This is a genomic window from Undibacterium sp. JH2W, from assembly GCF_049340425.1.
In the GTDB taxonomy this organism is placed as follows: domain Bacteria; phylum Pseudomonadota; class Gammaproteobacteria; order Burkholderiales; family Burkholderiaceae_D; genus Undibacterium.
On sequence record NZ_JBMPOT010000007.1, the window covers coordinates 211,363 to 235,850 of the forward strand.

28 protein-coding genes, 1 tRNA gene and 1 pseudogene are annotated in these 24,488 nt (G+C 49.5%); 15 read left to right on the forward strand and 15 right to left on the reverse strand.

Translation table 11 applies throughout. The annotated features are described in order from the left end of the window. Positions 1–119: 119 nt before the first annotated feature. From ACO0LC_RS12345 to ACO0LC_RS12355, 3 genes are all read left to right on the forward strand, one after another. Positions 120–836: a substrate-binding periplasmic protein gene (locus ACO0LC_RS12345; protein WP_423003405.1), complete on the forward strand. Its 717-nt coding sequence runs from the start codon at positions 120–122 to the stop codon at positions 834–836. 158 nt (positions 837–994) lie between these two features. After that, a complete protein-coding gene (locus tag ACO0LC_RS12350) occupies positions 995–1,693 on the forward strand; it encodes a phosphodiester glycosidase family protein (RefSeq protein WP_423003407.1) in 699 nt (232 codons plus the stop codon). A 305-nt stretch (positions 1,694–1,998) separates the two neighbouring features. Continuing rightward, complete coding sequence (locus tag ACO0LC_RS12355; RefSeq protein WP_423003409.1) at positions 1,999–2,373, forward strand: VOC family protein; 375 nt, start codon at positions 1,999–2,001, stop codon at positions 2,371–2,373. Positions 2,374–2,526: 153 nt separating this feature from the next. On the opposite strand, the gene catB is transcribed toward ACO0LC_RS12355, so the two are convergent. Continuing rightward, a complete protein-coding gene (gene catB / locus ACO0LC_RS12360; RefSeq protein ID WP_423003411.1) occupies positions 2,527–3,159 on the reverse strand; it encodes a type B chloramphenicol O-acetyltransferase in 633 nt (210 codons plus the stop codon). A gap of 5 nt (positions 3,160–3,164) precedes the next feature. Next, complete coding sequence (locus tag ACO0LC_RS12365) at positions 3,165–3,344, reverse strand: hypothetical protein (protein WP_423003413.1); 180 nt, start codon at positions 3,342–3,344, stop codon at positions 3,165–3,167. Between the two features lie 36 nt (positions 3,345–3,380). On the opposite strand from ACO0LC_RS12365, the gene ACO0LC_RS12370 reads away from it, so the two are divergent. The 3 genes and pseudogenes from ACO0LC_RS12370 to ACO0LC_RS12380 all read left to right on the forward strand — a co-directional run. After that, on the forward strand, positions 3,381–3,878 hold the full coding sequence (locus ACO0LC_RS12370; protein WP_423003415.1) for a hypothetical protein: 498 nt from the start codon (positions 3,381–3,383) through the stop codon (positions 3,876–3,878). Between the two features lie 85 nt (positions 3,879–3,963). Next, positions 3,964–4,590: a hypothetical protein gene (locus ACO0LC_RS12375; RefSeq protein WP_423003417.1), complete on the forward strand. Its 627-nt coding sequence runs from the start codon at positions 3,964–3,966 to the stop codon at positions 4,588–4,590. Positions 4,591–4,968: 378 nt separating this feature from the next. Then, positions 4,969–5,306, forward strand: a pseudogene (locus ACO0LC_RS12380) (helix-turn-helix domain-containing protein); the annotation flags it as partial. A gap of 16 nt (positions 5,307–5,322) precedes the next feature. Here the strand turns inward: ACO0LC_RS12380 and ACO0LC_RS12385 are convergent. Both ACO0LC_RS12385 and ACO0LC_RS12390 read right to left on the reverse strand, forming a co-directional pair. Beyond that, positions 5,323–5,595 carry a hypothetical protein gene (locus ACO0LC_RS12385; protein ID WP_423003419.1) on the reverse strand — a complete coding sequence of 91 codons (273 nt, stop codon included), beginning with the start codon at positions 5,593–5,595 and terminating at the stop codon, positions 5,323–5,325. 164 nt (positions 5,596–5,759) lie between these two features. After that, positions 5,760–5,834: transfer RNA gene (locus ACO0LC_RS12390), tRNA-Arg, on the reverse strand. Between the two features lie 176 nt (positions 5,835–6,010). Between ACO0LC_RS12390 and ACO0LC_RS12395 the strand changes: the two genes are divergently transcribed. After that, a complete protein-coding gene (locus tag ACO0LC_RS12395; RefSeq protein WP_423003421.1) occupies positions 6,011–7,921 on the forward strand; it encodes an ATP-binding cassette domain-containing protein in 1,911 nt (636 codons plus the stop codon). Between the two features lie 204 nt (positions 7,922–8,125). After that, on the forward strand, positions 8,126–8,899 hold the full coding sequence (locus ACO0LC_RS12400; RefSeq protein ID WP_423003423.1) for an SDR family oxidoreductase: 774 nt from the start codon (positions 8,126–8,128) through the stop codon (positions 8,897–8,899). 36 nt (positions 8,900–8,935) lie between these two features. On the opposite strand, the gene ACO0LC_RS12405 is transcribed toward ACO0LC_RS12400, so the two are convergent. Beyond that, positions 8,936–9,403 (reverse strand): hypothetical protein, encoded by a 468-nt coding sequence (locus ACO0LC_RS12405; RefSeq protein ID WP_423003425.1) that lies wholly within the window; start codon positions 9,401–9,403, stop codon positions 8,936–8,938. Positions 9,404–9,509: 106 nt separating this feature from the next. Between ACO0LC_RS12405 and ACO0LC_RS12410 the strand changes: the two genes are divergently transcribed. From ACO0LC_RS12410 to ACO0LC_RS12420, 3 genes are all read left to right on the forward strand, one after another. Continuing rightward, on the forward strand, positions 9,510–10,193 hold the full coding sequence (locus ACO0LC_RS12410; RefSeq protein WP_423003427.1) for a hypothetical protein: 684 nt from the start codon (positions 9,510–9,512) through the stop codon (positions 10,191–10,193). Between the two features lie 157 nt (positions 10,194–10,350). Then, complete coding sequence (locus ACO0LC_RS12415; RefSeq protein WP_423003429.1) at positions 10,351–10,515, forward strand: hypothetical protein; 165 nt, start codon at positions 10,351–10,353, stop codon at positions 10,513–10,515. Continuing rightward, positions 10,493–10,669 carry a hypothetical protein gene (locus ACO0LC_RS12420; RefSeq protein ID WP_423003431.1) on the forward strand — a complete coding sequence of 59 codons (177 nt, stop codon included), beginning with the start codon at positions 10,493–10,495 and terminating at the stop codon, positions 10,667–10,669. The genes ACO0LC_RS12415 and ACO0LC_RS12420 overlap by 23 nt, the downstream gene beginning before the upstream one ends. Positions 10,670–10,677: 8 nt before the next feature. On the opposite strand, the gene ACO0LC_RS12425 is transcribed toward ACO0LC_RS12420, so the two are convergent. The 7 genes from ACO0LC_RS12425 to ACO0LC_RS12455 all read right to left on the reverse strand — a co-directional run bounded on the left by ACO0LC_RS12425 (position 10,678) and on the right by ACO0LC_RS12455 (position 18,235). Further along, complete coding sequence (locus tag ACO0LC_RS12425; RefSeq protein ID WP_423003433.1) at positions 10,678–11,208, reverse strand: isochorismatase family protein; 531 nt, start codon at positions 11,206–11,208, stop codon at positions 10,678–10,680. A gap of 121 nt (positions 11,209–11,329) precedes the next feature. Next, entirely contained in the window at positions 11,330–12,829 is a 1,500-nt protein-coding gene (locus tag ACO0LC_RS12430) for a hypothetical protein (protein WP_423003435.1), read from the reverse strand. Positions 12,830–12,869: 40 nt separating this feature from the next. Next, positions 12,870–14,114, reverse strand: a complete 1,245-nt coding sequence (locus ACO0LC_RS12435) for an ATP-grasp domain-containing protein (RefSeq protein ID WP_423003437.1) — start codon at positions 14,112–14,114, stop codon at positions 12,870–12,872. Between the two features lie 13 nt (positions 14,115–14,127). Next, entirely contained in the window at positions 14,128–15,594 is a 1,467-nt protein-coding gene (locus ACO0LC_RS12440; protein WP_423003439.1) for a pyridoxal phosphate-dependent decarboxylase family protein, read from the reverse strand. A gap of 224 nt (positions 15,595–15,818) precedes the next feature. Continuing rightward, positions 15,819–16,745 (reverse strand): hypothetical protein, encoded by a 927-nt coding sequence (locus tag ACO0LC_RS12445; RefSeq protein ID WP_423003441.1) that lies wholly within the window; start codon positions 16,743–16,745, stop codon positions 15,819–15,821. Positions 16,746–16,757: 12 nt separating this feature from the next. Next, positions 16,758–17,150 (reverse strand): flagellar protein FlaG, encoded by a 393-nt coding sequence (locus tag ACO0LC_RS12450; protein WP_423003443.1) that lies wholly within the window; start codon positions 17,148–17,150, stop codon positions 16,758–16,760. Between the two features lie 212 nt (positions 17,151–17,362). Beyond that, entirely contained in the window at positions 17,363–18,235 is an 873-nt protein-coding gene (locus tag ACO0LC_RS12455; RefSeq protein WP_423003445.1) for a LysR family transcriptional regulator, read from the reverse strand. Between the two features lie 125 nt (positions 18,236–18,360). On the opposite strand from ACO0LC_RS12455, the gene ACO0LC_RS12460 reads away from it, so the two are divergent. Both ACO0LC_RS12460 and ACO0LC_RS12465 read left to right on the forward strand, forming a co-directional pair. After that, positions 18,361–19,362 (forward strand): quinone oxidoreductase family protein, encoded by a 1,002-nt coding sequence (locus ACO0LC_RS12460; protein ID WP_423003447.1) that lies wholly within the window; start codon positions 18,361–18,363, stop codon positions 19,360–19,362. Beyond that, positions 19,355–19,891 carry a lipocalin-like domain-containing protein gene (locus tag ACO0LC_RS12465; RefSeq protein ID WP_423003449.1) on the forward strand — a complete coding sequence of 179 codons (537 nt, stop codon included), beginning with the start codon at positions 19,355–19,357 and terminating at the stop codon, positions 19,889–19,891. The genes ACO0LC_RS12460 and ACO0LC_RS12465 overlap by 8 nt, the downstream gene beginning before the upstream one ends. 24 nt (positions 19,892–19,915) lie before the next feature. Here ACO0LC_RS12465 and ACO0LC_RS12470 read toward each other — a convergent pair whose 3' ends face one another. From ACO0LC_RS12470 to murB, 3 genes are all read right to left on the reverse strand, one after another. Beyond that, positions 19,916–20,515, reverse strand: a complete 600-nt coding sequence (locus tag ACO0LC_RS12470; RefSeq protein ID WP_423003451.1) for an HAD family hydrolase — start codon at positions 20,513–20,515, stop codon at positions 19,916–19,918. A 53-nt stretch (positions 20,516–20,568) separates the two neighbouring features. Further along, positions 20,569–22,116 (reverse strand): C13 family peptidase, encoded by a 1,548-nt coding sequence (locus ACO0LC_RS12475; RefSeq protein ID WP_423003453.1) that lies wholly within the window; start codon positions 22,114–22,116, stop codon positions 20,569–20,571. 73 nt (positions 22,117–22,189) lie between these two features. Next, positions 22,190–23,218, reverse strand: a complete 1,029-nt coding sequence (murB, locus tag ACO0LC_RS12480) for a UDP-N-acetylmuramate dehydrogenase (RefSeq protein ID WP_423003455.1) — start codon at positions 23,216–23,218, stop codon at positions 22,190–22,192. A gap of 88 nt (positions 23,219–23,306) precedes the next feature. On the opposite strand from murB, the gene ACO0LC_RS12485 reads away from it, so the two are divergent. Both ACO0LC_RS12485 and ACO0LC_RS12490 read left to right on the forward strand, forming a co-directional pair. Continuing rightward, a complete protein-coding gene (locus tag ACO0LC_RS12485) occupies positions 23,307–23,792 on the forward strand; it encodes a YajQ family cyclic di-GMP-binding protein (RefSeq protein WP_186957195.1) in 486 nt (161 codons plus the stop codon). 72 nt (positions 23,793–23,864) lie between these two features. Beyond that, a complete protein-coding gene (locus ACO0LC_RS12490; protein WP_423003458.1) occupies positions 23,865–24,464 on the forward strand; it encodes a retropepsin-like aspartic protease family protein in 600 nt (199 codons plus the stop codon). The last annotated feature ends 24 nt before the right edge of the window (positions 24,465–24,488 follow it).

The window sequence follows — 24,488 nt, forward strand, 5'->3', positions numbered from 1 at the left end:
ATTTCCAAAGAGAAATACCCTCACCTTGGAGTAGTCAATACTGCTGCAAAATTCCGTGTATTTACCAGCAAATGTTCTATTCTGAACAGGATGGAAGTCATAGTAAGGGGAAAACAATCATGCACATACTGCGCACTTGCCTGGCCTTGCTTTGCCTGTTACCAATTATCCCTATCCATGCAGAAATACTGGTAACGGAAGATTATCCGCCCTTTAATATTGTCAATCCCAAAACAGGTGAGGTGACTGGAATTTCCACTGAAAAAGTGCAAGAGCTGATGCGCCGTGCAGGAGAAAAATATAGCATCACCGCCTATCCCTGGGCGCGCTCAATACAGATGGCGCAAAATAACCCAGATACCTGCGTTTTTTCAACATCACGCACCCCGGGTCGGGAACAATTATACAAATGGGTAGGTCCCCTGGTAAAAAACAACTGGGTCATCTTCGCCCGTGCCGATGACACTCGCCACCCCAAGAGCCTGGAAGACTTGCGTATTTATGTCATAGGTTCTTACCGCAATGACGCCATCGCAGAATATTTTTCACTGAAAGGCTTCAATACCGAACTTGCCAGCACAGACGCCGACAATCCACGCAAAATGCTGGCTGGCCGTTTTGACTTTTGGGCCAGTGGCGAATTACTTGGATGGGAAATTCTCAAACAACAAGGCCTGACCAAGATGGTCATTCAACTCTTCACTTTCAACCAAACTGAAATGTACCTCGCCTGCAATACCAGCATGTCGCAAGCAAAAATTGATAAATGGAATCAGATTTTGAAAGAGATGGAAAAAGATGGCACTAGCACAGCGATAGAAAAGAAATACAAGTAAACTCGCTTATCTGCGCATAGATGAAGAATTGAAACCTCGCGAACTGACTGTCTCTTGCGGCAAGTTTCGTTACACGCTGGTCTAACAGCATCGTGTAAAATCTGGCGTTCCCTGGCTTCTTTGCCAGCAATTGCATGCTGCCCTGGCTCCCTTCTTGAATGAAAAAAATATCACTTGTCCTGAGTTTGCTACTGCTCTGTCTGACATGTCAGGCTGCCGACCCACGTTTCACCGTAATCACGGTCGACACCGAACACGAAGAGCTGCAGCTTTTCCTGCGCGATGAGAATGGCAAAGGTTTCAAGCGTTTTGATACCTTGAAAACTTGGCTGGGCGCAAAAAACAAACAATTACGCTTTGCCATGAACGCAGGCATGTACCATGCTGATTATGCTCCGGTAGGTTTACTGGTGCAAAATGCAGAACAAGTCAGTCCTTTGAATTTGGCAGATGCCCGGGGAAATTTTTTCCTGAAACCAAATGGCGTCTTCCTGCTCACATCATCTGGCCCACAAGTGGTGGAATCTTCAGAATATCCAGCTCTTACCAAGGACGTTTTGCTTGCCACACAGTCCGGCCCCCTTTTGTTGCGAAACGGGCAAATACATCCCGCATTCAAAGCTGACTCTACATCTCGCTTGAAACGCAATGGCGTAGGTGTACTAGGCAAGAAAGCCATCTTCGTCATCACCGAGCAGCCCGTTAATTTCCACGAGATGGCAACTTTTTTTCGCGACATACTGCATTGCCAGGACGCCCTCTACCTTGATGGCAATATCTCTGGGATCTACTCTGTAGAGCTTGAAAGGAATGATGTGACAGTGGATTTGGGGCCAATCATAGCTGTGGTTCGGTAGATCAGAAATTAAGCGGTTTGCATCGAAATGGAATCAGCTATTTTTTGCATACCTGCACAAATAACAATTACCCATTTCCAGCACATGGAATGACTGTAAAAATCGTGGTGACAGAAATCTTTGTTCTTTCAATTAATCACTTGCAAGTTGCATTTAATGATTCATAACAAAACCTATGATCAGGCTGACACCTCCTTGCCGAAGGGTGCGCAAAAATTGCCATATTCACACTTTTCTGATAACTTATTTGTAAATTAGCATTTTTAATTAATCTATCTTTTTGCAAATACATTTCAGGATTATCCATGTTTGATCACGTCAAATTCGGAGTCAGCGACTTCGTCGCAAGCAAAACTTTCTTCCTCAAGGCATTAGAGCCTTTAGGTGTAGCAGTGATAGGGGAAGGGGTGCCGACATACGGCGTGGAGCTTTCTGCACAAGACGAGGTGTCATTGTGCCTGTTCCAAACCTATGAGAAACCAGCCCATCTTCACCTGGCCTTTAAAGCCAACAGCAGGCAACAGGTGGAAGATTTTTACCGTGCAGCACTTGAGGCCGGTGGCAAAGACAATGGCCCGCCTGGTCTGCGCTCACAGTATCAAGGAAGATACTATGCCGCTTTTGTGATTGGCCCTGATGGCCATAACGTCGAAGCGGTTTATCACGAACCAGAGGTGTGACTCCCCTACTCACGCCTGGAGCCTCGGTAGTATAGAACCCAGAATAGCGCACCAATGTAGTAGCTTAATACTCCGGGGATGAGCATTTCAATGGATAGACTGGGCCGTGGGATAGCGCTTGTTCTCCTGAAATGTTAGCGCTGGAACGGCATCTCAGCGGAAAAGTCCTTGCCAGTACCGATACAGTCCAGCAATATCAGATGAACACAGCAAAGGCATTGCCCCCTCTATCTTTTCAAGTGGCCAATCCCACCATACCATTTCCAGAAGCATCGAAATCTCCTCATCGGAGAAACGCTTTTTTAATGGCTTTGCGGGATTGCCTCCAACAATAGTAAATGGCTCCACGTCTTTCGTGACCAAGGCACGGCTTCCGATCACGGCACCATGTCCAATATGAACCCCAGACATGATCATGGCTTCCGATCCTATCCACACGTCGCTACCTATGACTGTGTCGCCCGCCTTTTGGAATGCGTCAGATGCATTTGAAAACGCAGATCCATCCTTCATGTAAAAAAAAGGAAAAGAGGATGCCCAATCGTAACGGTGGCCCTGATTGCCAGACATGATGAAAGATGCACCTGTACCTACGGAACAAAAACTGCCTATGATGAGTTGATCTTCGTCATTTTTAACTGGCGATAGATATCGCGCGCAATCATCGAAAGAATGACCATGATAGTAGCCAGAATAATAGCTAAACCGCCCAACCTTGATATTTGGGTTCTTCACTTGCTCAGTGAGCAGTTCACCCTTGAAGGGACTTTCAAAGTAGTTGGTCATCGATGTCAGCGCGGAATTTTTTCTGCCGCATGCAATTTGAAGTGAATGTAGAAGTACAGCAAAGCATAAGAGTAGAAAATATTATCACGGCTTCGCCCTGAAAAAGAACCATCACCGTGCCCGAAAATACTTGACCACCATAACGTCTCGACATTTTTATCTGACATATCCGCAAAATCACTCATTTCGTTTTACCTCCCCCATCACCCAATGAATAAGGCGTGAAGCGAATCACCTCCGCACCCAGCAACAGCAAAGGTGAAAACCTGCCCACCGTCCCCCTGGAACGCCACGACGGCGACAAACACCGCTACCACACTGCTAGCACACCGCTAGCCGCGACGCTTACAGCGGCGTCCGCGCTCAATGGCATGACCCCCAACGACGCCAAGGAAAAAAGCGAACTGATAGGTGAAGACGACAATCCCAAACGCCTGCGCCACACCTACCCCAATCAAGAGGCTGCAGAGCAAGCAGCAAAAGCAGAAATGAACCGGGTGAAGCGTGGCAAGGCAACCCTGCAATTTACCCTCGCCCTGGGCAGGCCAGATATTACCCCCATGATGGGTGTACACATCTCCAGCTTAAAAGCGCCTATCGGAGATACGGATTGGATAATTGTGAAGACCATGCACAGCGTAACGGCACAGGGATTTATCACTCAATTGGAGATGGAAACGAGAAAATTTGATGGCGAAAACAGAGAAACGGTCATATAAGATTTTGCAACAATAATGGTAAAGTATCATCCCTAGCCTTAATGCTGCCTTTTCACCAAACGCCTACAAGTTTAGGAATACCTACATGAAAAATATATTATTGAAAATTCTTTGTTGCGCCGCTTTTTTCACACACTTAAATTCATCTTGCGCTGCTGACTCTGATAGAGATACTGCCGCAAGAATGAAGGAACAACGATTAAATAAAGAAGCACAGCAGGAGAGAATTCAAATGTTATGCTCATCAGCATTGATCGAAGAGGCCTCTGCAGTGGCCGCAAGGGATTGGGAAAATCTCGAACGTTTGGCAAAAGTCTTTCTAGCCAAATGTGAAAAAACACTTGTGCCAGATGAATATAAGTTCATATCGTCGACATATGGAAACCTTGCGTTATCTTACGTAGAGAATGGTAAGTACAAAGATGCTCTAATTGCTTCTGATCGCTGCACAAAAACCAATTATAGTAACTTCAATTGTTTCATCGTGAAGGCACGAGCACTCACGGCGCTTGATAAGAATTTAGATGCGTCGAAAGCTTTAGATATTGGTGAGAGACTTGCTAAAAATTCATTAGAGACTGCTAGACGAGATCTAATCCTGTCTTCGAATGCAAGTGACAAAGAGGTTCAAAAGTCAAAAATAGTTGAAGCCGAGAGTAACTTAGAGTTTATCGATATATTTAGAAAACAGCTTGCATTAAAGCTTCGATGAAATTTGTCAAATATGTTAGCCCGCGTGTGGGCGATTAGCGAATGTCGTTCAACTTGCATGTACACAAACCTCTCTGTAATCGACCGCCGGGTTGGAAATGTATGAATGTTAGACCTGACCCGTCACCCCGGCAACAGATAAAAGTGAAAAGAATAGCGAAGACTAATTTGCCTTAATTTTGTGAGTATTAAAAAATTCAATAGCTAACAAAATAATTTTTTCGTTGATTTTTCCATCCATATCATCTTCAACACCTATGGTACTTAAGCCTGTTGATTTGCACTGAAACTTGACCCCCACTTTTGCTGGATAATTTGCATCTATTGTGACCCACGTTTAGCACACAATCCTACTTATCTTGATGAGTAGGGAGCAGGAGTGATTGACGTGGCATTACTAGGTATTATTCGACGCTGGCACATTCGTGACCAGATCCCATTACGCGAAATCGCCAGAAGACTGGGCATCTCTCGCAACACTGTCCGGCGCTATCTGCGCTCTGAAGTCACAGAGCCAGCCTATGCGGATCGACAAACAACCAGTGCTATCGACAAATATGCATTACAGCTTTCGAGCTGGCTTAAAACCGAAGCGGGTAAAATCGTAAGCAGAGACGAAGCTTAAAACAACTTCATCTGGATCTAAAAGAACTGGGATTTGAAGGGTCGTATGACCGGGTGGCAGCCTTCGCCAGGAAGTGGAAGGTGGATCAAACTGACAGGGTCAATTCAGCTAGCAAACGCACACACACATCCCGTTAAGGCGTTTTACTTCCCATTGATGGCCGCGTTTATGAACAGAAACTTCTTTTTCATATCGACGGCATGCATGATCTAGTGTTTTTCCATCAACTACACCAGTTGCAATATTATTACGAAATTCGGTTTCACGAATAGCTGCCCACGCTATCGCCTGGCTTTTTGTAGCAAAAACTTGTGAATCTCTTGTGCCTTTGACATAAACTTGCGCACGCCAGCCCGAAGCCCTTTTTTCAAAACTAGCCAAACCCTATCTCCCGTGGGTAATTGGTGGGTAAATCGTGGGGAGATACTAGCAGAAATTTACTGTTTTTTACGGGGCTTTGATGTTTTTGAAAGTGTACCAATCGGCTGGAAAGCCTTACTACGCTTGGCTTTACGAGGATTTGCGAGAATTCGCATTTAGGTGCCTGGTCCCGCCGACAGGAATCGAACCTGTATCTTACGCTTAGGAGGCATACGTTCTATCCATTGAACTACGGCGAGACACGGTGAAAAATGGCAAGTTTTGCTTGTGCATTTCTCAATCAGCCCGCCATCTTACCTGAGCTTGGGCCAACAATCAATTCAGCAGATGAGTTTAGCTGCCTAGCTAGCGTACAATACTGCTTTTCTCTAATTTATGTCCGCGCATCTACCTGATGCCGGTTCCACAGGGTTTTATGGCAGTTATCTCATTAAGCGATGCCCAATTGGCATTCGGTCACGTTGCTCTGCTCGATCATGCAGAGTTTTCCATAGAAGCAGGCGAGCGCGTAGGCCTGATCGGGCGCAATGGTACGGGCAAGTCTTCTTTGCTGAAGATCATTGCCCGCACGTCCAAGATTGATGATGGCCTGCTGGTCATGCAGCAAGGCATCAAGATCGCCTATGTCGAGCAAGAGCCGCAATTTGACATGGAGCTCAGCGTATTTGACGCAGTTGCATCTGGCCTGGGTGAATTGCCTGCCCTGTTGCAGGAATATGAAGCGTTGACTGGCCAGTTTGGTGGCGACAATGACGACGCCCTGATGGAGCGCATGCATGACATACAGGTCAAACTGGATGCCGCTGATGCCTGGAGCCTGGGTAACAAGGTAGAAACCACACTGGACAAGCTGAACCTGGCAAAAGACGCCATCATGGGCACGCTGTCGGGCGGTATGAAAAAGCGCGTGGCGCTGGCATGTGCGCTGGTCAGTGCGCCTGATGTCTTGTTGCTGGATGAACCAACCAATCACCTGGATTTTTCATCGATACAATGGTTGGAAGCCCTGCTGAAAGACTTTAAAGGCAGCGTGCTGTTCATTACCCATGACCGTAGCTTTTTGGATAATGTAGCCACCCGCATCATAGAACTGGATCGCGGCAAGCTGACTTCTTTCCCTGGCAATTTCACGACTTACCAGACTCGCAAGGCAGACTTGCTGGAAAATGAAGAAGTGGAAAATGCCAAGTTCGACAAATTTTTGGCGCAGGAAGAAATCTGGATACGCAAAGGCGTCAAGGCCCGTCGCGTGCGTGATGAAGGCCGCGTCAAACGCCTGGAACAATTGCGCCTGCAACGCAGTGCCCGTCGTGAACAGCAAGGCCAGGTCAAGCTGGATGTAGGCTCTGGCGAACGTTCAGGCAAGATCGTGGCCGAACTGGAAAATGTCAGCAAGAGTTTTGGCGAGAAAGTCATCATTGATGATTTCTCCAGCATTATTTTGCGTGGCGACAAGGTGGGCCTCATCGGTCAAAATGGGGCTGGTAAAACGACCCTGCTGAAACTGATTTTGGGCCAGGATGAACCAGACAGCGGCACTATCAAGCAAGGCAGCAAATTGCAAATCGCTTACTTTGACCAGATGCGCGCGCAACTGGATGAAGAAGCCAGCCTGGCAGACACGATAGCCCCGGGTAGTGACTGGGTAGAAGTCAATGGCCAGCGCAAGCACGTGATGTCTTATCTGGGTGACTTTTTGTTCGCACCAGAACGCGCACGCTCACCAGTTAAATCACTTTCAGGTGGTGAACGCAACCGCCTGTTGCTGGCCCGCTTGTTCGCCAAACCAGCCAACGCTCTGGTGCTGGATGAACCGACCAATGATCTGGATATCGATACGCTGGAATTGCTGGAAGAATTGCTGGAAGAATACACCGGCACTGTCTTCCTGGTCAGCCATGACCGTACCTTCCTCGACAATGTGGTGACCCAGGTTATTGTCGCTGAAGGCGAAGGCCAATGGCGTGAATTTATCGGTGGTTATAGTGACTGGGAACGCTATCGCAGCACAGTGCCAGTCACCAAAGCAGCAAAGACCGAGCAAAAACCAGCCGTAGCAGCAGTATCGACCATGAGTGCGCCAGCAGCAGTGAAGCCGAAAAAACTCAGCTACAAAGAGCAGCGTGAACTGGAAGAATTGCCCAAGCTGATCGCTTCTCTGGAAGCTGAGCAGACATCCATTACCGAAAAACTGGCCGATGCCAATCTGTATAAGAATGGTCCAGAGCAAGCCAATCTCTTGAATGCTCGCCATGCCGAGATTGATGAGCAATTGCTGGAAGCGCTGGAAAAATGGGAAGTGATAGAAGCCAGAAGTAAAGGTTGATGATTGTCCACAGCACATAGCATCCCTCGCAACTGCCAGGGATGCATTTGAGTAGGGTGCGCCATGCGCACCAACCTACCCTCTCCAAAAAACATCAATCCAACTCCATCTGCGAAAAGTCTTCACTCCGGTTACCATGCCGTGATGATGTATTTTCCACATTTTTGATGCATGATTCCACACATCAAATAAGAAGGAGTAGCCATGACAACAGTAGTGAAGCTTGCGAAGGTCGCTAAAGTCGCATTAGTCACAGGCGGCAGCCGCGGTATAGGTGCTGCCACTGCAAGACAACTGGCTGCTGCTGGCTACGCGGTCTGCATCAACTACCTGCACAACCACGCTGCTGCACAACAAGTTGTGCAAGACATACTGTCTCAAGGCGGCCAGGCCATCACCATACAAGCCGACGTCGCAATAGAATCAGAAGTCCTGCGTCTGTTTACCGAACTGGACCAGCAACTGGGCAGGCTGGATGCACTGGTGAACAATGCTGGCATACTCTTGCCGCAAAGTCGCCTTGAAGACCTGACGGCAGAGCGCATCAATCGTCTGTTCAATACCAATGTCTGCAGTTATTTTTTGTGTTGCCGCGAAGCGGTACTGCGCATGTCGACCAGGCACGGCGGCAAGGGTGGTGCTATCGTGAATGTTTCGTCTGCAGCTTCTCGTCTGGGGTCGCCGAATGAATACATTGATTATGCAGCGACCAAAGGGGCGATAGATACTCTCAGCAAGGGCTTGTCACTGGAAGTGGCAGAAGAAGGCATACGCGTCAATTGCGTGCGGCCTGGCTTTATCGATACCGATATGCACGCTGATGGGGGTGAGCCTGATCGCTTGCAAAGAGTCAAAGCAAGCATCCCGCTCAAGCGTGGTGGCGAGGCAAGTGAAGTGGCTGCAGCCATTAGTTTCTTGCTCAGCGATGCGGCATCTTATATCACCGGGTCTTTTTTGGATGTGGCGGGCGGACGTTAATTTCTGTGTTTGAAATGGTGTTCAGCCTTGCTGGTTTCACTGCGCTTCCTCAATCTTGAAGATCACGCCCTTGTCATAAGTAAGGCGAACATATTGTCCTTCATGGATGACGCCACCTTTGGAGGCGAGGACTTTATAACCATTGTTGCTATCAAATTCAGAGATTTGAAAACAAGTATCGATAACGCAAAAACTATCGAACTTTTGTCCATTGCCAGCCTGGCGAAATTGGCTGACCGGCCCTTCTACTGTGGGCAGTGTGCCCAATTCTTTTAGTTCTTGCAGGCGTCGGCCATCACGCCAGGCAAATAGAATGACGACAGCAATAATGGCGTTGAGTGTGCCAGCAATCCAGCCCGTCTTTTTTAATGACCATTTTTGTTGGTGAGCATGCAGGAAAAGTATCGCAAAACCGCCTAAGCCCACAACAATTGACCACGTGAGGATGAAACGCAGGCTTTCTGCATTGCTAATTACTCCCTCAAATAGAACTTTGAAATTCATGGATTTTATTAAAATAATATTAATGCCATTGTTTTTACTCCGACAATTCTAGCATTGAGGGTGGTAAAGTGCTGGTTTAGAGCATTCCATCATGAGCATAGTTACCATGTTTACACTCCCCCACTTTTCGATACCCTTGCGTGTATCCGTATTTTTATTCGCATGTGCAGGTCTTGGTGTTTCCTCCAATACTCATGCCCAGAATCTATATCGCTGCGGCAGCACTTATCAGGATAAACCTTGTGACAACGGCCAGACTGGCCAGATCATCAAGAAGAATCCCAGCCCCTCTCTCTCGGATAAACCACCTCTGGATGCGAATTGCATACGACGTGGCGAAGAAGCTAAAAAGATCATCTGGATGAAAGAAGCAGGTGCCTTCCAGGATAAATTGCTTGCTGATGCAAAAACAAGTGAACAGCGCAAAATCATTGCCGATGTCTACGCCCAGCGTGGTAACTCCAATGACATCCGGCTCAAGATAGAAAGCGATTGCATGGCAGACAAAGACAGCGAACGCAAACTTGGCGTTCGACCTGGCGATGAAGACCTCAAGCGCCAGGAAGCTGCTGAGCGTAAAGCGGCCAATGGAGACAAGGCAAAAGACAATACCAAGCCCGAAGCTGACGATGCCGCTCGCCTGCAAAAATTATGTGAAGGCGTGCGCAAGAAAATCACCGCTGCACAGAATGCTCAAAGATCAGGTGGGACTGCACAGGAAATGGAAAATCTGGCTGAAAGCAAGCGTGAAGTGGAGAAAATGCTCAAAGAAATGGGTTGCAGCAGATAAGACACGCGCCTGACAAGATCATATGAAATATAGAATCGGTGCAGGTCCCTATCTTCTCTGCATGTCGTCTTTAATGATCGCCTGGTCGCAAGCGACGCTATATACCTGCCAGGCTTTGATGCAGCAACAGTCATAAACAGTACAGAACTAGCGTACTATGCTTCTGGTTTTAGTACGCTTGTGGGCCTGGCTTTTTATCCACTATCAGCCGGACGCCCGCGATTTGAATTTCCCTGGTTGGGCTGCCAAGGTCCTGGCGTTGCCGTTTTTGGGTGTGATTTTGTACCCTGATGTGTTTTATGTCAGGGTCAAGCTGGAGTAATGACTTTGGTGATCCACCAGCCCCCTCAGGATTTGCCAGGCGCTGCCTGGCATTGCTCTTGTCTCTTGCTGCAATTGCCCAGGTGGCAACTACCCTGCCACAGTTCCATATGACGTGCTATCTCTTGAAGAGCAAGCTGGCCCAGGCCATCTGACTCCACCATCAATCACCAAACACTTCCTGCGTCGTGCGCACCATGATGCGGCTATTGACTGGTGTTGAGATATTCGCCCACACCCAGTTATGATGTTCAACAATTTTCTCTGCGCGTATATGTGGCCGGTCGCCCGTCGTATGTGCATCGGATAGTGCGATCACATCAAAGCCATGCGAGGCGGCAGAACGTATCGTGGAATCGACACAAAATTCCGTCGCCAAACCACATAAAATCAAATTGCGTGCACCAGTGATTTTCAAATGCGTCAACAAGCCAGTCTCAGCAAACGAGTCGCAGGCAGTTTTATCGACAAATACATCGCCTGGAGCAAACGGCAGTTCTGGTATCACTTCCCAACCGCCCGACCCTGCCAAGGCATCATCATTGGCATGGCGCACAAAAATAACCTGTCCCCCATGTCTGCGGGTATACTCAGCAGCATGGCGGATACGGGCTATAACATTGGCTTTGTCAAAACGCGGAGTCGGGCCATGCAGCCAGGCATTTTGCATATCGATAATAATTAGGGTATTCATTTGACAATGCTTTAATAGGCTAAAGTTATATGATACTGCTTTATATTGGTCTGCGTGCAGTGCAACATCGACGATTTGTCAGCACTTTTTAGCGCCATTATTTGTTGCCAGAGACAATCAGCTAGCTTAAGGTTGAAGCTAGCTCAGCAACACTATCCAACACTTGCAAAGCTTCTTCTATCATCTTTTCTGCACTTCTGCCTGGATATGCCGTGGCAGCAACGATAAGGCGCGCACTTAAGCACAAGCGCAAGGCGCTGACCGGCACTTGCTGGCGTACCCCACAAGTAACTGGCTGTCCTAGTTGCACATGTTTTTCTTTTTGCAATTGTTTATATATCTGCATGGTTTGATCACACCCTAGCACTCGCTGATTGCTGACATCATTGAGCAAGAAAGAGAAAATGGTGGGTAGATGATCCCACGATGTAATTGTTTTCAAGGCACTTCGATCTGGCACCGTAATAGGTAGCAGAGTTAGCTTTCTTTGATTCGCAAAATACGCTTGCACCGCATTCCCAAATTGCAATATAAAATCGCTGATAGCCGTATCGGACACTTGGCGAAATGCGCGTAATTCTGCCAGCGCAGCTACCCAGCGCAAAAGCAAACCCGTATTCGCATGCTTGTGCAAATGCGCAGCCCCTCGCCAAAGACGGGGCCATTCCGCCCGACTGCAGTAGGCTTGCAATGCCTGCGGCAGCGGCACTTGCCTGAGCTCGCTGGCGATACCTTGAGGAATAAACAGCGCACCAGAAAAACTGGGGCCGCTGACAAACTTGGAACCCGTCACGGCAAGCATGAAACCCTGGCGCAAATAGCCATGCACACTGGCATTCGAGAGTCGGAACTGACAGGCATCAACCAGCACCCTGAATTGCTTGGGATATCGTTGCTGCACACCTAAAGCAAGATTGATGGAGGGTGCCAACATGCCAGTCTTGCTGACATCTGCCAGCACCAGCATGACTTGCTTTTGCTGGGCAACAGCAGTGTCGACCAGAGCCTTGATTTCTGCATCCACCTCACCTGCATTGCGCGCCCTGCCCTGCACATCCCGGATGGCAATGCTCACCAGCTCTGTGGGACTGGCCCCGACCATTTTATCGCCCGCACCAACCGTCACACCCAGGGCAGTACGCTGGCTGAAGTGCTGCCCGCTCAGGGCAGCAGGTACTGAACTGCCGGTTTCGCCAGGTTCAACCATGATGACTAACATGGGTGCGTCTTGCTTACCCGACTGCGCCAGCAATTGCGCGGCAATCAAATGCAAATCTGTACCAGAGGCAGCAAATACAATATCTGTTTCCGCCAAACCTGCATCAGCTTTATCACCAGTTAAGCCACACAATTGCTTGAGTTCTTGCCTGGCTAGTTCAAATTCATTTTCTACCAGCGCATACAGGCTGACATGGTCATGTGCTGATTCCAGTTTTTGATAAACAGCGCAAGCAGCGGATCTGGCCATGGCTGAGATTGTCGAGGCGGTGGCTGAACCATAGGCCAGCGCTATGCTATCTGGTACGATGCCGCAGCCGTATTTGTTATAACCCTCATTATCCAAGGCAATACGCGCATCACCACCCTGGGTCAGGAGTTGTTCCAGGGGAGGTAAATTCATGCCTCTGTGAATTAACATATGATCTTGTCGCTCGCCCCGCTTATCCTTGATAGGCAGGTGACATTGAGGCCGCCTTGATGAGCAGATCGCGGAAGGCGGCAAACAGTTTTTTCATGGGCTCTTGCTTGTAAGGGAACATATCGACGGGGTCCATGGCATGCACGATCATGTCGCTGTCCACTTCAAATATCAACAACTTGCCATCCTGGGTTTCGCCACAGTCTATGCCCACATAGTCGAGATCAAGGCGCTTGAATATTTCAGCAAAGGCAGTGGCATGGCGTGGGGCAAAGTCTGCATCAAAGCTCTCCATGAAACGCGCCTCTTCTGCCCGCTTCTCTGCACTGTCTGTCATGCCAGCATTGAGGTAATGGATCATCCAGTGCTTGGAAATACCCATGTGCGAGATGAAAGGCTTGCCATCAATGAGGATAATGCGATACTTCCTGAATTGGCCATCAACACTGCGATAATCGACAAAACGCGCGATATAAAATTCTTCACTGGGAACAGCTTGCAGATAATCCGGCACATCCTCTGGAGACAATATCTTGCGCAAACCCTGCCCAGCATGTGAACCCAAAGGGCGGGCAATGATAGGGAAATCATCTCCTCCCAAAATACCGCTGACAGCCACTTCACCACTAGCTATCTGCTCCATTGTTTGCCGACTGATACGCGCCGAGGTCGGCATGGCGACTCCTGGCGCGTCTTGCAGCAAGGCGCAGGCACGGTCACGGCCCAGATGGGTGATGCGCTCAGGGGCATTCAATACCGGCGTTGGCCAGGTCTGGATAATTTCTTGCAGGTCAAGCAGCAAGTCATTCTTGTCATCGGCCTCGCCTACTGCAACAAACATTACGTCATGCGGCGGCACTTCCGGGATGGCTGGTATGCCCAAGCCTACATACAGCATTTCCAGCGCGATGTCAGAATCTTCCACCAAAAATTCCAGGGGCGTATTGGCCATCAGATCGCCCTCCGCCATGAGGGCCAGCAAACGCAACTTGGGTTTGCCAATCGCAGGAATCGAATATAGTGGCTGCAACTTCAATGCTTCCATCTGGGTGGACAAGGCAGCATCGCGATGCCCTAGCAAAAGCAATACGGTCGCCAGGTTCATCAAGGCATGGGCATCGTCGGGATGTTCCTGGGAATAGGCGATCAATTCTGTCCCCAGTGGCTTCAAGTCACCGCCGGAAAATGCCTGGCGCATCAAAGGAGCAAGACCGATTAATTTGCTTTGCGATTTCTTGCTACCGTCTTCACTGAGATTATTGTCCATATGAGTAGTCGCCTTAGTAGTCGTCTGAAAGGTGAATTTGTTCAGCAATGCTGAGGGTGATATCCAGCAAAGCATCGATGTCAGCAGTCGTGGTCCTGTGATTGACGATGGCTGCACGTATGGCCAGTTGCTCACGAATGATGGTGGTGGACGGTGCTGCGATACCTGACTCCTGCACCAGTACCACGACTCTGGCATTGAGGGCATCACACGCTTGCGCGCTTAGGCCGTCGACACGATAACGGAAGCAGACTATATTCAAGGCAACTGGCGCCAGCAATTCCAGCCTGGGGTTGGCCTGGATACGGTCTTTGAGGTACTGACCCAGCTCACAAGTATGGCTAATCATTTGGCCCAAGTGCTCAGTGCCATACACTTGCAAAGTAAACCAGGTCTTGAGGGCACGAAAGCCACGCGATAAATCCGGGCCAAAATCACAGGGCCAGGGGGAACCACCTGCCAAACCCTGGTCTTCACGACGCAGGTAGCTGGCAGGCGTGGCAAAAGTCGCATAATGCGCTGCACTATCACGCACCAGGATAAACCCGGCATCATAGGGTACTTGCAACCATTTATGAAAATCAAAGGCAATCGAGTCGGCACACTCAATACCGGCCAGACGCGGTGCAACCGTAGCAGACAAGATACCCATTGCACCAAATGCGCCATCTATGTGGAACCATAATTTTTCGGCACTGGCAATGTCTGCCAGGCCCTGCAAATCATCAATGGCCCCTACATCGACAGAGCCTGCTGTACCTACCAGCATGAAGGGTGTCTGGCCTGCGGCGCGGTCAGCCTCAATTGCAGCCTGCAATTGATTGGTATCCATTTCAAAATTCGCATTCATGGGTATCACACGCAAGGCATTCCTGCCCAAACCTGCGATATCCATGGCTTGCGCTATGCAGCCATGTGCACCAGCCGAAGTGTAGGCGACCAGTTTTTGCGGAGCAGCCCCCAGCCCCTGCTGCCTGACCTCTGCCCCCAGGGCGCGGACCCGGGCTACCAGAACGGCGATGAAATTTGCCATGGATGTGCCAGTCACAAACAAGCCGCTTGCGGTATCGGGAAAATGAAACAAGCTGCTCATCCAGCGCGTGATCTGGCGCTCGACTTCTATGGGTATATGGTCACGCCCCCCCAGGTTGGCATTCAAGCCTGCTGCCAGCATCTCTGCCAGTGTCCCCACCGGGTTACCACCACCCTGCACCCAGCCCATGAAACCGGGATGACTATTCCCTACTGAATAGGGCAAGATGTTATCCATGAATTGCTGGTGTACCTCTTGCAGTTCTGCAGGGGCAGTTGGCACTCCAGACTGGAATTTCGACCTGACTTGGTCCGGTATGGTTTGCCATACCGGCCTCTCACGTATCCGCTCGGCATAATCAAGGATATCGTCCAGCATGCGATGCCCCTGGGCACGCAATGCCTGCCAGTCTTCAGGGTCCAGCGAATTGTGGGGGGATTCTGTCATTCAAAGATCCATCTTTCATCGTTGCAGATACAGAGTGGCATAGACCTTTACTGTCTATGCTTATACGTATTATGGATGAGGGTATGGCGTATCAAGCGTCAAATAAAGCTTATTTTGCAGCTTTATTGCAGCAAACGAGGACTTCAACTCCCGGGAGTGGCGGGCGGGCAACAAACTGGCGGAGCTTTGCCTGGGATGAGTACGAAAAGAGTACAAGATAAGCGTCAGTCGCCCAGATATTCGGCAAAGAGCTGCTTCTTTGCCCTGGCGCGCGGACTGGACCAATAATCGCCTATCTCCATGATAATTTGATCGCCCGAAGCTACCTTCAGATGATAGGGCTTGCCCATGATGACAGCATGCACATACATGGCAAGGGACTCGGCAAAATCATCGTAGGCATTGGTCGCGGCATAAAGGCTGGGGAAACCGGTTTTTTCCAGCGCCTGATAGATCGCCAGTATCAAATCACCAGAAACTTGCTGCTTGCTATAAAAACGCAGCTCTTTGCGATGCGCAAAATCATGTCTGAGCAGAGGGATGATGTCACCATTCATGGCTATCTGCCAGCACAGACTTAGAAAAGTATATTCTTCACCAGGCTTGAATTTCTGTGCGCCTATCCACCAATCCGGCAAAAATTCGCTATTGGCAGTCAGCACATGACCAAATTCATGCAAGAGCAAGAACTGTATGGCATTTTTTCGATTATCGTTCTCGCTGGCTTCAATTTGCAAACTCAGTTGATAGGCTGAATCAGGTAGAAATGGGGTATTTTCTTTCCAGCTAGCCCATTCATTGGCGCTACGTTGCAAGAAAGCCGCATCATCCATGAGGATGACCATGCCCAATACTTGTCCGTCAGGCCCGACGATAACATCCGTGACAGCAGATGAGCCCAGGCCACGCCCAAAATACACGCCTAGCAAAGGTTTATCCAACAATTGCAAGACTGCAGCAGGCAGCTCAGCCATGGCAGCGCGCACATCAATTAAAAACTCGGGATGGGGTTCGACTTGGACGGGGGTGTACTCAGTACTGGTGTGCTTGGCTACATAGACCAGCAATTCCTCAGAGGCATTACCCAGCCGGTCGAGAAGGGGGAGTTGGCCTTGCCTGACCCAATAATCCACATCCGGTGTCTGGATCACGCATTCATCCGTTCAGGCAAGATCGTTGAGGAATATACCTTTTTTACCCTCAAGGTCTCGTGCAATCGCCAATACTTCTTTGGAAGGGATTTGCCTCAATACTGCCTTGGTTTCATTATCGACAATTTGCACAACCACTTTCCCGGAATCATGGTCAAGATTGAGATTAACGCTGTTATTAAAGCCTATGGCACGATTGATCTGCTCCACAGAGCTTTTTAGTTCGGAGGCGCTGATCTCATGCTGGGCATTATTGTTTTTTGCAACATCCTGACTAGCATCGCTGGCCGATACAGGCACAGCCGTAGTAGTGGTCTTGACCAGGATAGGGGCAGCCCTGACATCTTGTCGAGAGTCAACACTGACACCGCCAGCACTCCCGCTTGGTATTGAATTGATGCTCATTTCACTCTCCGACCCTCGAATTAAACAGCATGGCGGATTACCGCATATTGTGTATTACGGTCGATTTTGTCAAAAGTTTAGGCCCAGGCTACTTAGGCATGCAGATATTAATGTATGGAAATGTAAGTGCCCATACCAATAAATTAAATAATGTTAATATTTACAATACTTTAAAATAGCATCAATGCCAACTATTTTTTATAAATATGTAATTAATACCAAGTCAGCATGTCGCTCATCGCTTTACCGGCAAACAGGTCAATCAAACTATCTGCTACCGCCCTCACTCTGGGAGACCGACGCACATCCTCGTGCATGACCAACCAGAGTTTCCTGGCGACCAGGTCAACTTCCTGTTCCACCTGCAACAGACTACGGTGGGAATGGCGTAAATAATGCGGCAGCACCGTCACACCCATGCCTGAAGCGGCAAACTGGCTCAAGACCAATTGATCATTACTGCGCAAGATAAGCTTGCGCCCATTGATGTAGTTTTCCAGCCATTGATGGTGCGGGGTCGCAGAATTTTTTTCGTAGGCAGCAAACTCCCACTTTGCCTCTTCACGGTTTTTCAGGTAAGCCTTGCTGGAATACACGCCATACTGGATGGCAGCCAGCGGCTTGATCACCAGGCCTGCGGTTTGCGGCCGCACCATGCGCAAGGCAATGTCTGCTTCGCGCTTACCCAGGCTGACATGGTGACTTTCGGCGAATAATTCCAGTTCTATATCAGGCAATGCCTGGCTTAAGGTTTTTAATTGAGGTGCCAGCAGAAACGCGCTTAAAGCGGGTGGTGCAGAAATGCGCACTACACCTTCTAATTTTCCCATGTTCAAGGCTTTTCGCTCAAAAGAAAACCAGCGTTCCTCTACTTCCCTGGCCTGACTCAATAGCTCATGACCTTCTGCCGTCAATTGCCAGCCGCGCACCAGCCTGTCAAACAGGCGTAGCTGCAATGCCTTTTCCAGCGCATCAATACGACGGGCAACGGTAGTGTGCTCCACCTGCAGGCGGCGCGCTGCCCCGGTCAGTGTCGTGCTGTCGACCAGTGCCAGGAAATAACGTAAATCATCCCAATTCATCATGGTGCAATTATGCACAGTCCAGGCGAATTTTTCAGTAATTTTCTTTCTGCATGAGTTTGGCTAAGCTGCATCTCAGTACCCTATCCAAGGGGTGCATCGCAGCATCATTCAAACAGAGAGAGCAAATGCAAGCCATACAATTATTTTCGCAAGGTGGGCCAGATGTACTGGAAGTCCGCGACATCGCCATACCTGTCCCTAAAGAAGGTGAAGTGCTGGTAAGAGTGGACTATGCAGGTATCAACTATGCCGATGTGTATCAGCGCAATGGCCAGAACCCTGCTTCCCTGCCCTGCATACCCGGCGCAGAAGGGGCAGGCATGGTGGTAGAAGGCAATGCAGAACTGTCGGCAGGCAGCGCCGTTGCCTGGTTATCGCATGCAGGTTCTTACGCCGAATACGTCGCCATCCCCGTCTGGAAACTCATCGTTTTGCCCGCAAAATTGGGCACACAAGAAGCGGCGGCGGCCATGCTGCAAGCGGTCACCGCCCAATATCTGTGCGAAACCAGCTATCGTGTGCAAGCAGGTGATGCTGCCCTGGTGCATGCCGGCGCCGGCGGTGTGGGCCTGTTGCTGACGCAAGCCTTGAAGCACAAAGGGGCAAGCGTTATCAGCACGGTATCCAGCGCTGAAAAAGCGGCATTGGCACGGGCCGCCGGTGCCGATCATGTGATTCTCTACAATCAGACTGATTTCACTCTTGCAGTCAAAGACCTGACGCAACAAAAAGGCGTGCATGTCGTCTATGATTCAGTCGGTTTGAACACTTATCTCGGCAGCATGGCGGCGTTACGCCCGTTGGGCAGCCTGGTCCTGTTTGGTCAATCCAGTGGTAATGTGCCGCCCATAGACCCCATGCATCTATGTCGTCAGGGCTCGCTATTCCTGACTCGCCCTACGCTAGCCCACCATGTTGCTGATGCCGATAGCCTCAGATATCGCAGCCAGCGCGCCCTGCACTGGTTAGCCGAAGATATCTTGCACTTGCGCATACATGAAATTTACCCACTGGAACACGCCGCACTAGCACACGCAGCGCTGGAATCAAGGCAAACCACGGGCAAGTTATTGCTGGCGATCAGCCCTTCCGCAAAAAACACTATCAGGAGAAATCATCATGAATAAGTCTATCCAGCACCTCATCGGCATGAGCATACTCAGTCTCGCCGGCCTCAGCTTGCCAGCACAGGCTATCATGGATCAGGAAACAAACAGGAATGACGCTATCCAAAAACAATTGACTGGTACCTGGACCCTGGTTGCAGCGCCCGAAATCCATGCCGATGGCAGTCGCGGGGAAACCTTTGGAGAGCATCCGCAAGGCTTGCTCATCATCGACGACAGCGGGCGTTATTCACTGCAAATCTATAAATCCGGACGCAACAAGTTTGCAGCAGGCGACAAGCGCAAAGGTACGGATGCTGAGTTTAGAGCTGCAGCGCTGGATACCAGTTCTCACTATGGGCGCTGTTTTATCGATACTGAACGTAACGTGATGGTGTTCAGGATAGAACATGCCTCCTTCCCTAACTGGGATGGCAGCGAACAAGCCAGGCAATTTGAATTGAAAGCGAATGAACTGACTTACCGCGTCCCAGCCAGCGCCAGCGGCAATGGCACGACCGCAATATCATCATGGAAGAAAATACGCTGAGTGATGGCTGACAGGACAGGCGGATCAAAGAATATGATGTGCTCTCAGCGTCGCCTGCACTTCCTCAAAGCCATCGGTATGAAAAGCCTTGATACCCATACTGGCCGCAGCCAGCACATTTACCTGGGCATCATCAAAATACCAAACCACATCAGGGGTAGCCTGGCATTGTGCCAGGGCCATCGCAAATGCAGCTGGATCTGGCTTGATCGCACCGAGCAAATGGGAGGACAGGGCCAGGTCAAAATCCTGATCCAGCCTGCCAAACCTGGCCCAATGAAGCACATTGGAATTACTCAGGCAAACCAGTCGATAAGACTGCCGCAAGGCCTGCAACATGGCCAGTACGCCAGGATAGTAGCCCTTTGGCCAGGACATGAATTCTGCAAGGAAGGTTTGCTCGGTCAAAGGCAAAGACCATTCCAGCAGAAATGCCTGAGCAAATTCTTGCGGCAGGCATTGTCCTAATTCAAACCGGCGCACTGCATCTGACATCAGCCATTTTTGCTTTAATTCAGCCACCGACATGACATACGGTAGCAATGCCTGCAAGCGGCTGAAAGTGTCATTTTCTATCAACACTCCACCCAGATCAAACATCAACACTAGCGGCTGTTTCATCATGCCCACTCCTTGGGATTGCTGGCCTGGCTTGCTTACATCAGGATTGCGAGCAGTTATTTAACTGCTGCAGCGTTAGCAACCGGAGCCGAGGTCAAACGCTGCTCCAGCAACTTCAGCCTTGTGCGTATATGCTCGCCCACCGCAATTTGCGGATTGGAATACCCATCCGACTTGCCTGCTTCTTCTTCACGCTGCTTGATGATGGGCCTGGCCGCTGCATGCGCAACTTCAAAAGACAAGGTCTGGTTGCGCAATTGTTCATCATACATGGCACGCCCAAAGAAAGTCAGATCAGACTTGCTGCCGCAGCCATAGGAAGTATGATCCGCGTCCGATGCTGTCATGACCAGAGAATTTTCGTCCGACAAAGGGGCCACCCAGTTACCGGCATAGCAGGCAGAAATCGAGATAACCCGGTATTTGATACCCGCCTCATCCAGCCAGCGCTTCAAGTCTTCTGGTGTGACGGATTTAACGCTGAGTGGCCACATCCCGGCGGACAACACACCATCACTGGCACCATGCGAAGACATATGCAGGAACAGGATATCTTCATTGACATCCATGCGCTTGGCAATGTGCCGGATGGCTCTTTGCAAATTCAGTGGTGTAGCCCAGGGCAAACTATTCACGGTGCCGGGATTATTGGCCAGTTGCAAACTCCTGCCTTCGGCATCAAAACGTTTTGCCATCACTTGCGTGACCATGCTGGTCTCGTTCAGGAAAACATTTTCTTCGCCATAGGGGGCAAAACTCAGGCTGTATAGATCGATGATACCTGGTCTGTGGGGTTTCAACTCCTGGAGTTTTTGGTTTAACAGCGCTGCTTGCTGCTCGAATATTTCCTGTGTGATTTCGGGTGATTTACTCTCTGCTTCGTCATCATTTGTTTCTGCCCTTTCCTGATTTGGGTACCAGAATTGCGTTGCCCGCGTACTTATGCCCAATGCACAAGCCAGAGCCATGACAATGACGACCGATAACATGGCAAGCCTACGTCTATCACTAGCGCGCCAAAAAAATAAGAACTGTATGCATAAGACTACAACAGGTGGCGTAAGATACACCAGCCACTGCATACGCACGGATAATTTTGACAGGTCATACCACCCCAATCGTATAAGTAAAGCACCTACTGCACAGATCACCACATTCATGACCAAAGTTTGCGCAAGTGCCAATGCAAAAAAATGTGCAGCACTCGGTGCCTTGCTACCTTCGAGGTATTCGCTTGCTTGCATATTCGTCGGCCGCAAGCAATAACATGCCCAGGCGATAGCACCAAAATAAAACCAGCCAGTAGCAAAAACCTGCCAATAGAACTGTGCTGGCCCAAGAATCATGAGGCGCTGTATGCCTATATGGCTGCTCATGTATATCAATATCAATAGCAAGATCAACCAGGGCGATGCTGGCAATCCTTGCCACCTCGGTTTAAAGCAGATGCTGACGCGCAAGGCCTCCACCAGCAAACGGCGTACTGCATTAGCATTATTGTTGCCAGGGCATTGCTGGGATTTTGTAATAGGAGTTGCGGCCAGCACTTCTTGCTCTAATTCAGGTGTATTCCCGGCACTGCTTATTGTTAAAAGTTCCGTCATTCAATTACCTGTTAGAAAATGCTCAATCATGATATTCGGTACGTCGTTAAAAAAGGATTGATGAATAAATAGATTAAAAAAATACAGGTTCGACTTCCAACAGGACAGCAAACTTGCTCATGACATCGGCCTGCACAGCCTGTGCCAAGGCTTTTACTTCTGCGCCAGTAGCACCACCATGATTCACCAGCACCAAAGCCTGTTTTTCATATACGCCTGCCCGGCCTAATTTCTTACCCTTCCAGCCGCATTGATCAATCAACCAACCGGCAGCCAGTTTATAAGCGCCGCCATCCTGCACATAGCTGACCAAGTGCGGATGGTCCACCAGCAAGACATCGCGTTGAGCAGCAGGCACGATAGGGTTTTTGAAAAAGCTGCCGGCATTGCCTATCTTGGCGGGATCTGGCAATTTTGCCTGACGTATAGCGACCACCGCATTGCTGACATCTTTGGCAGTGGGACGATCAATGTGATGCTGATGTAAATATTGTGCGACATCGACATAGCCCAGCTTGGCTTGCCAGCGTTTAGGCAAGGCAAAGCGCACGCTGACGATGACCATGCGGTCTTTGTATTCATGCTTGAATACACTGTCGCGATAAGCAAAGCGACATGCGACCTTGTCTATCTCGACCAATTCGCCGGTTTCAAAGTCCAAGGCTGTCAGGCTGGTAAAGATCTCCTGGATTTCCAATCCATAGGCGCCGATATTCTGTATAGGTGCAGCCCCTGCTGTGCCAGGTATGAGGGAAAGGTTTTCCAGGCCACCCAGCCCCTGCTCCAGGGTCCACAGCACAAATTCGTGCCAGTTCTCGCCTGCACTGGCCTGCACATAGACATAGTCTTCGTCTTCGCCCAGGATTTGCCTGCCCTTGAGAGCCACCTGTAAGACCAGGGCATCGACCTGATCCGACAAGACCAGATTGCTGCCACCACCCAAAATCAGGCGCGGCATGGACCTCAGTTGCTCATCTGCCTGTATGGCTTGCAATTGTTCTATCTGTTCTACACGCAAAAACTGGCGGGCGCGAGCAGCGATACCAAAGGTATTCAGGCTTTGCAGAGAATAATCTGCTGAAAATGTGAGTAAATTCGTCATAAGACCCAAATTATAGCCTTTGCTCTCTCATGACTGCCTGCATTTGCTAAAATGGCGGCTAATTCATCATTTTAAGCAAGGAAGCAAGATGCCCTCTTTCGATACCGTCTCTGAAGCCAATATGGTTGATGTCAAGAATGCCATTGATCAAACCAATAAAGTGGTCACCAACCGCTTTGACTTGAAAGGCAGCAGCGCCAAAGTCGAACAAAAAGACCGCGAATTGACGATCTATGGCGACTCTGAATTCCATCTCGACCAGGTTCGACTGGAATTGACCATGACTTTAGCGAAACGCAATGTCGACGTGCGCTTCCTGGACATGGGCAAGATAGAAAAAATCGGTGGCGATAAAGTCAAGCAAGGCATTAAGGTTAAAAACGGCATAGAAACTGAAGATGCAAAGAAAATCGTCAAGGCCATCAAGGACAGCAAGCTGAAAGTACAAGGCAGCATACAAGGCGATGCAGTACGTGTCACCGGCACCAAGCGTGATGACTTGCAGGCGGCCATGGCCATGCTGCGCAAGGAAATCAAGGACTTGCCTTTGGAATTCAATAATTTCCGCGATTAAACCTGGAATTAAGCCAAGAATGTCCTTGCCTGTGAAAAATCTGAAACTATTGAGCACCCTGAGCCTGCTGGCTTGTTCCATGCTGGCCCATGCTACCGAGATATAGGGGTAGTTGGTTTATTCCCGGGCAAGGCTATTCTGGTCGTTGATGGCGCACCACCCAAAACTTATAGTGTAGGCAGCAATATAGGCAGCGATGCCAAGCTTGTTGATGCTGATAGAGAATCAGCCACTGTCATGGTCAATGGCAAACGCAAGGTCATTACCCTGGGCCAAACAGTACACAGGTCGGCAGCCAGCAGTAATAGTAGCGTGGTATTGAAGGCTGGGGACCGTGGGCACTTCATGGCCCAGGCCACGATAAATGGTGGCAGCGTGAATATGCTGGTCGATACTGGTGCCAGCCTGATCGCCTTGCCCGCTGCCGATGCCATCAGGCTGGGCATCAATTACAAAAAGGGCCTGGCAAGCTCCAGTCGCACCGCGGGCGGTATTGTCCCCATCTATATCATCAAGCTGGATTCAGTCAGGATTGGTGACGTGGAACTCAATCAAGTCGATGCCTCGGTGATAGAAGAAGGCCTGGATGTCCCTTTGCTGGGCATGTCTTTCTTAAATCGCATGGAAATGCGGCGTGAGGGGGATCAGATGACTTTGACGAAGCGGTATTGATCTCTCGCTATTTAACCCACCAAT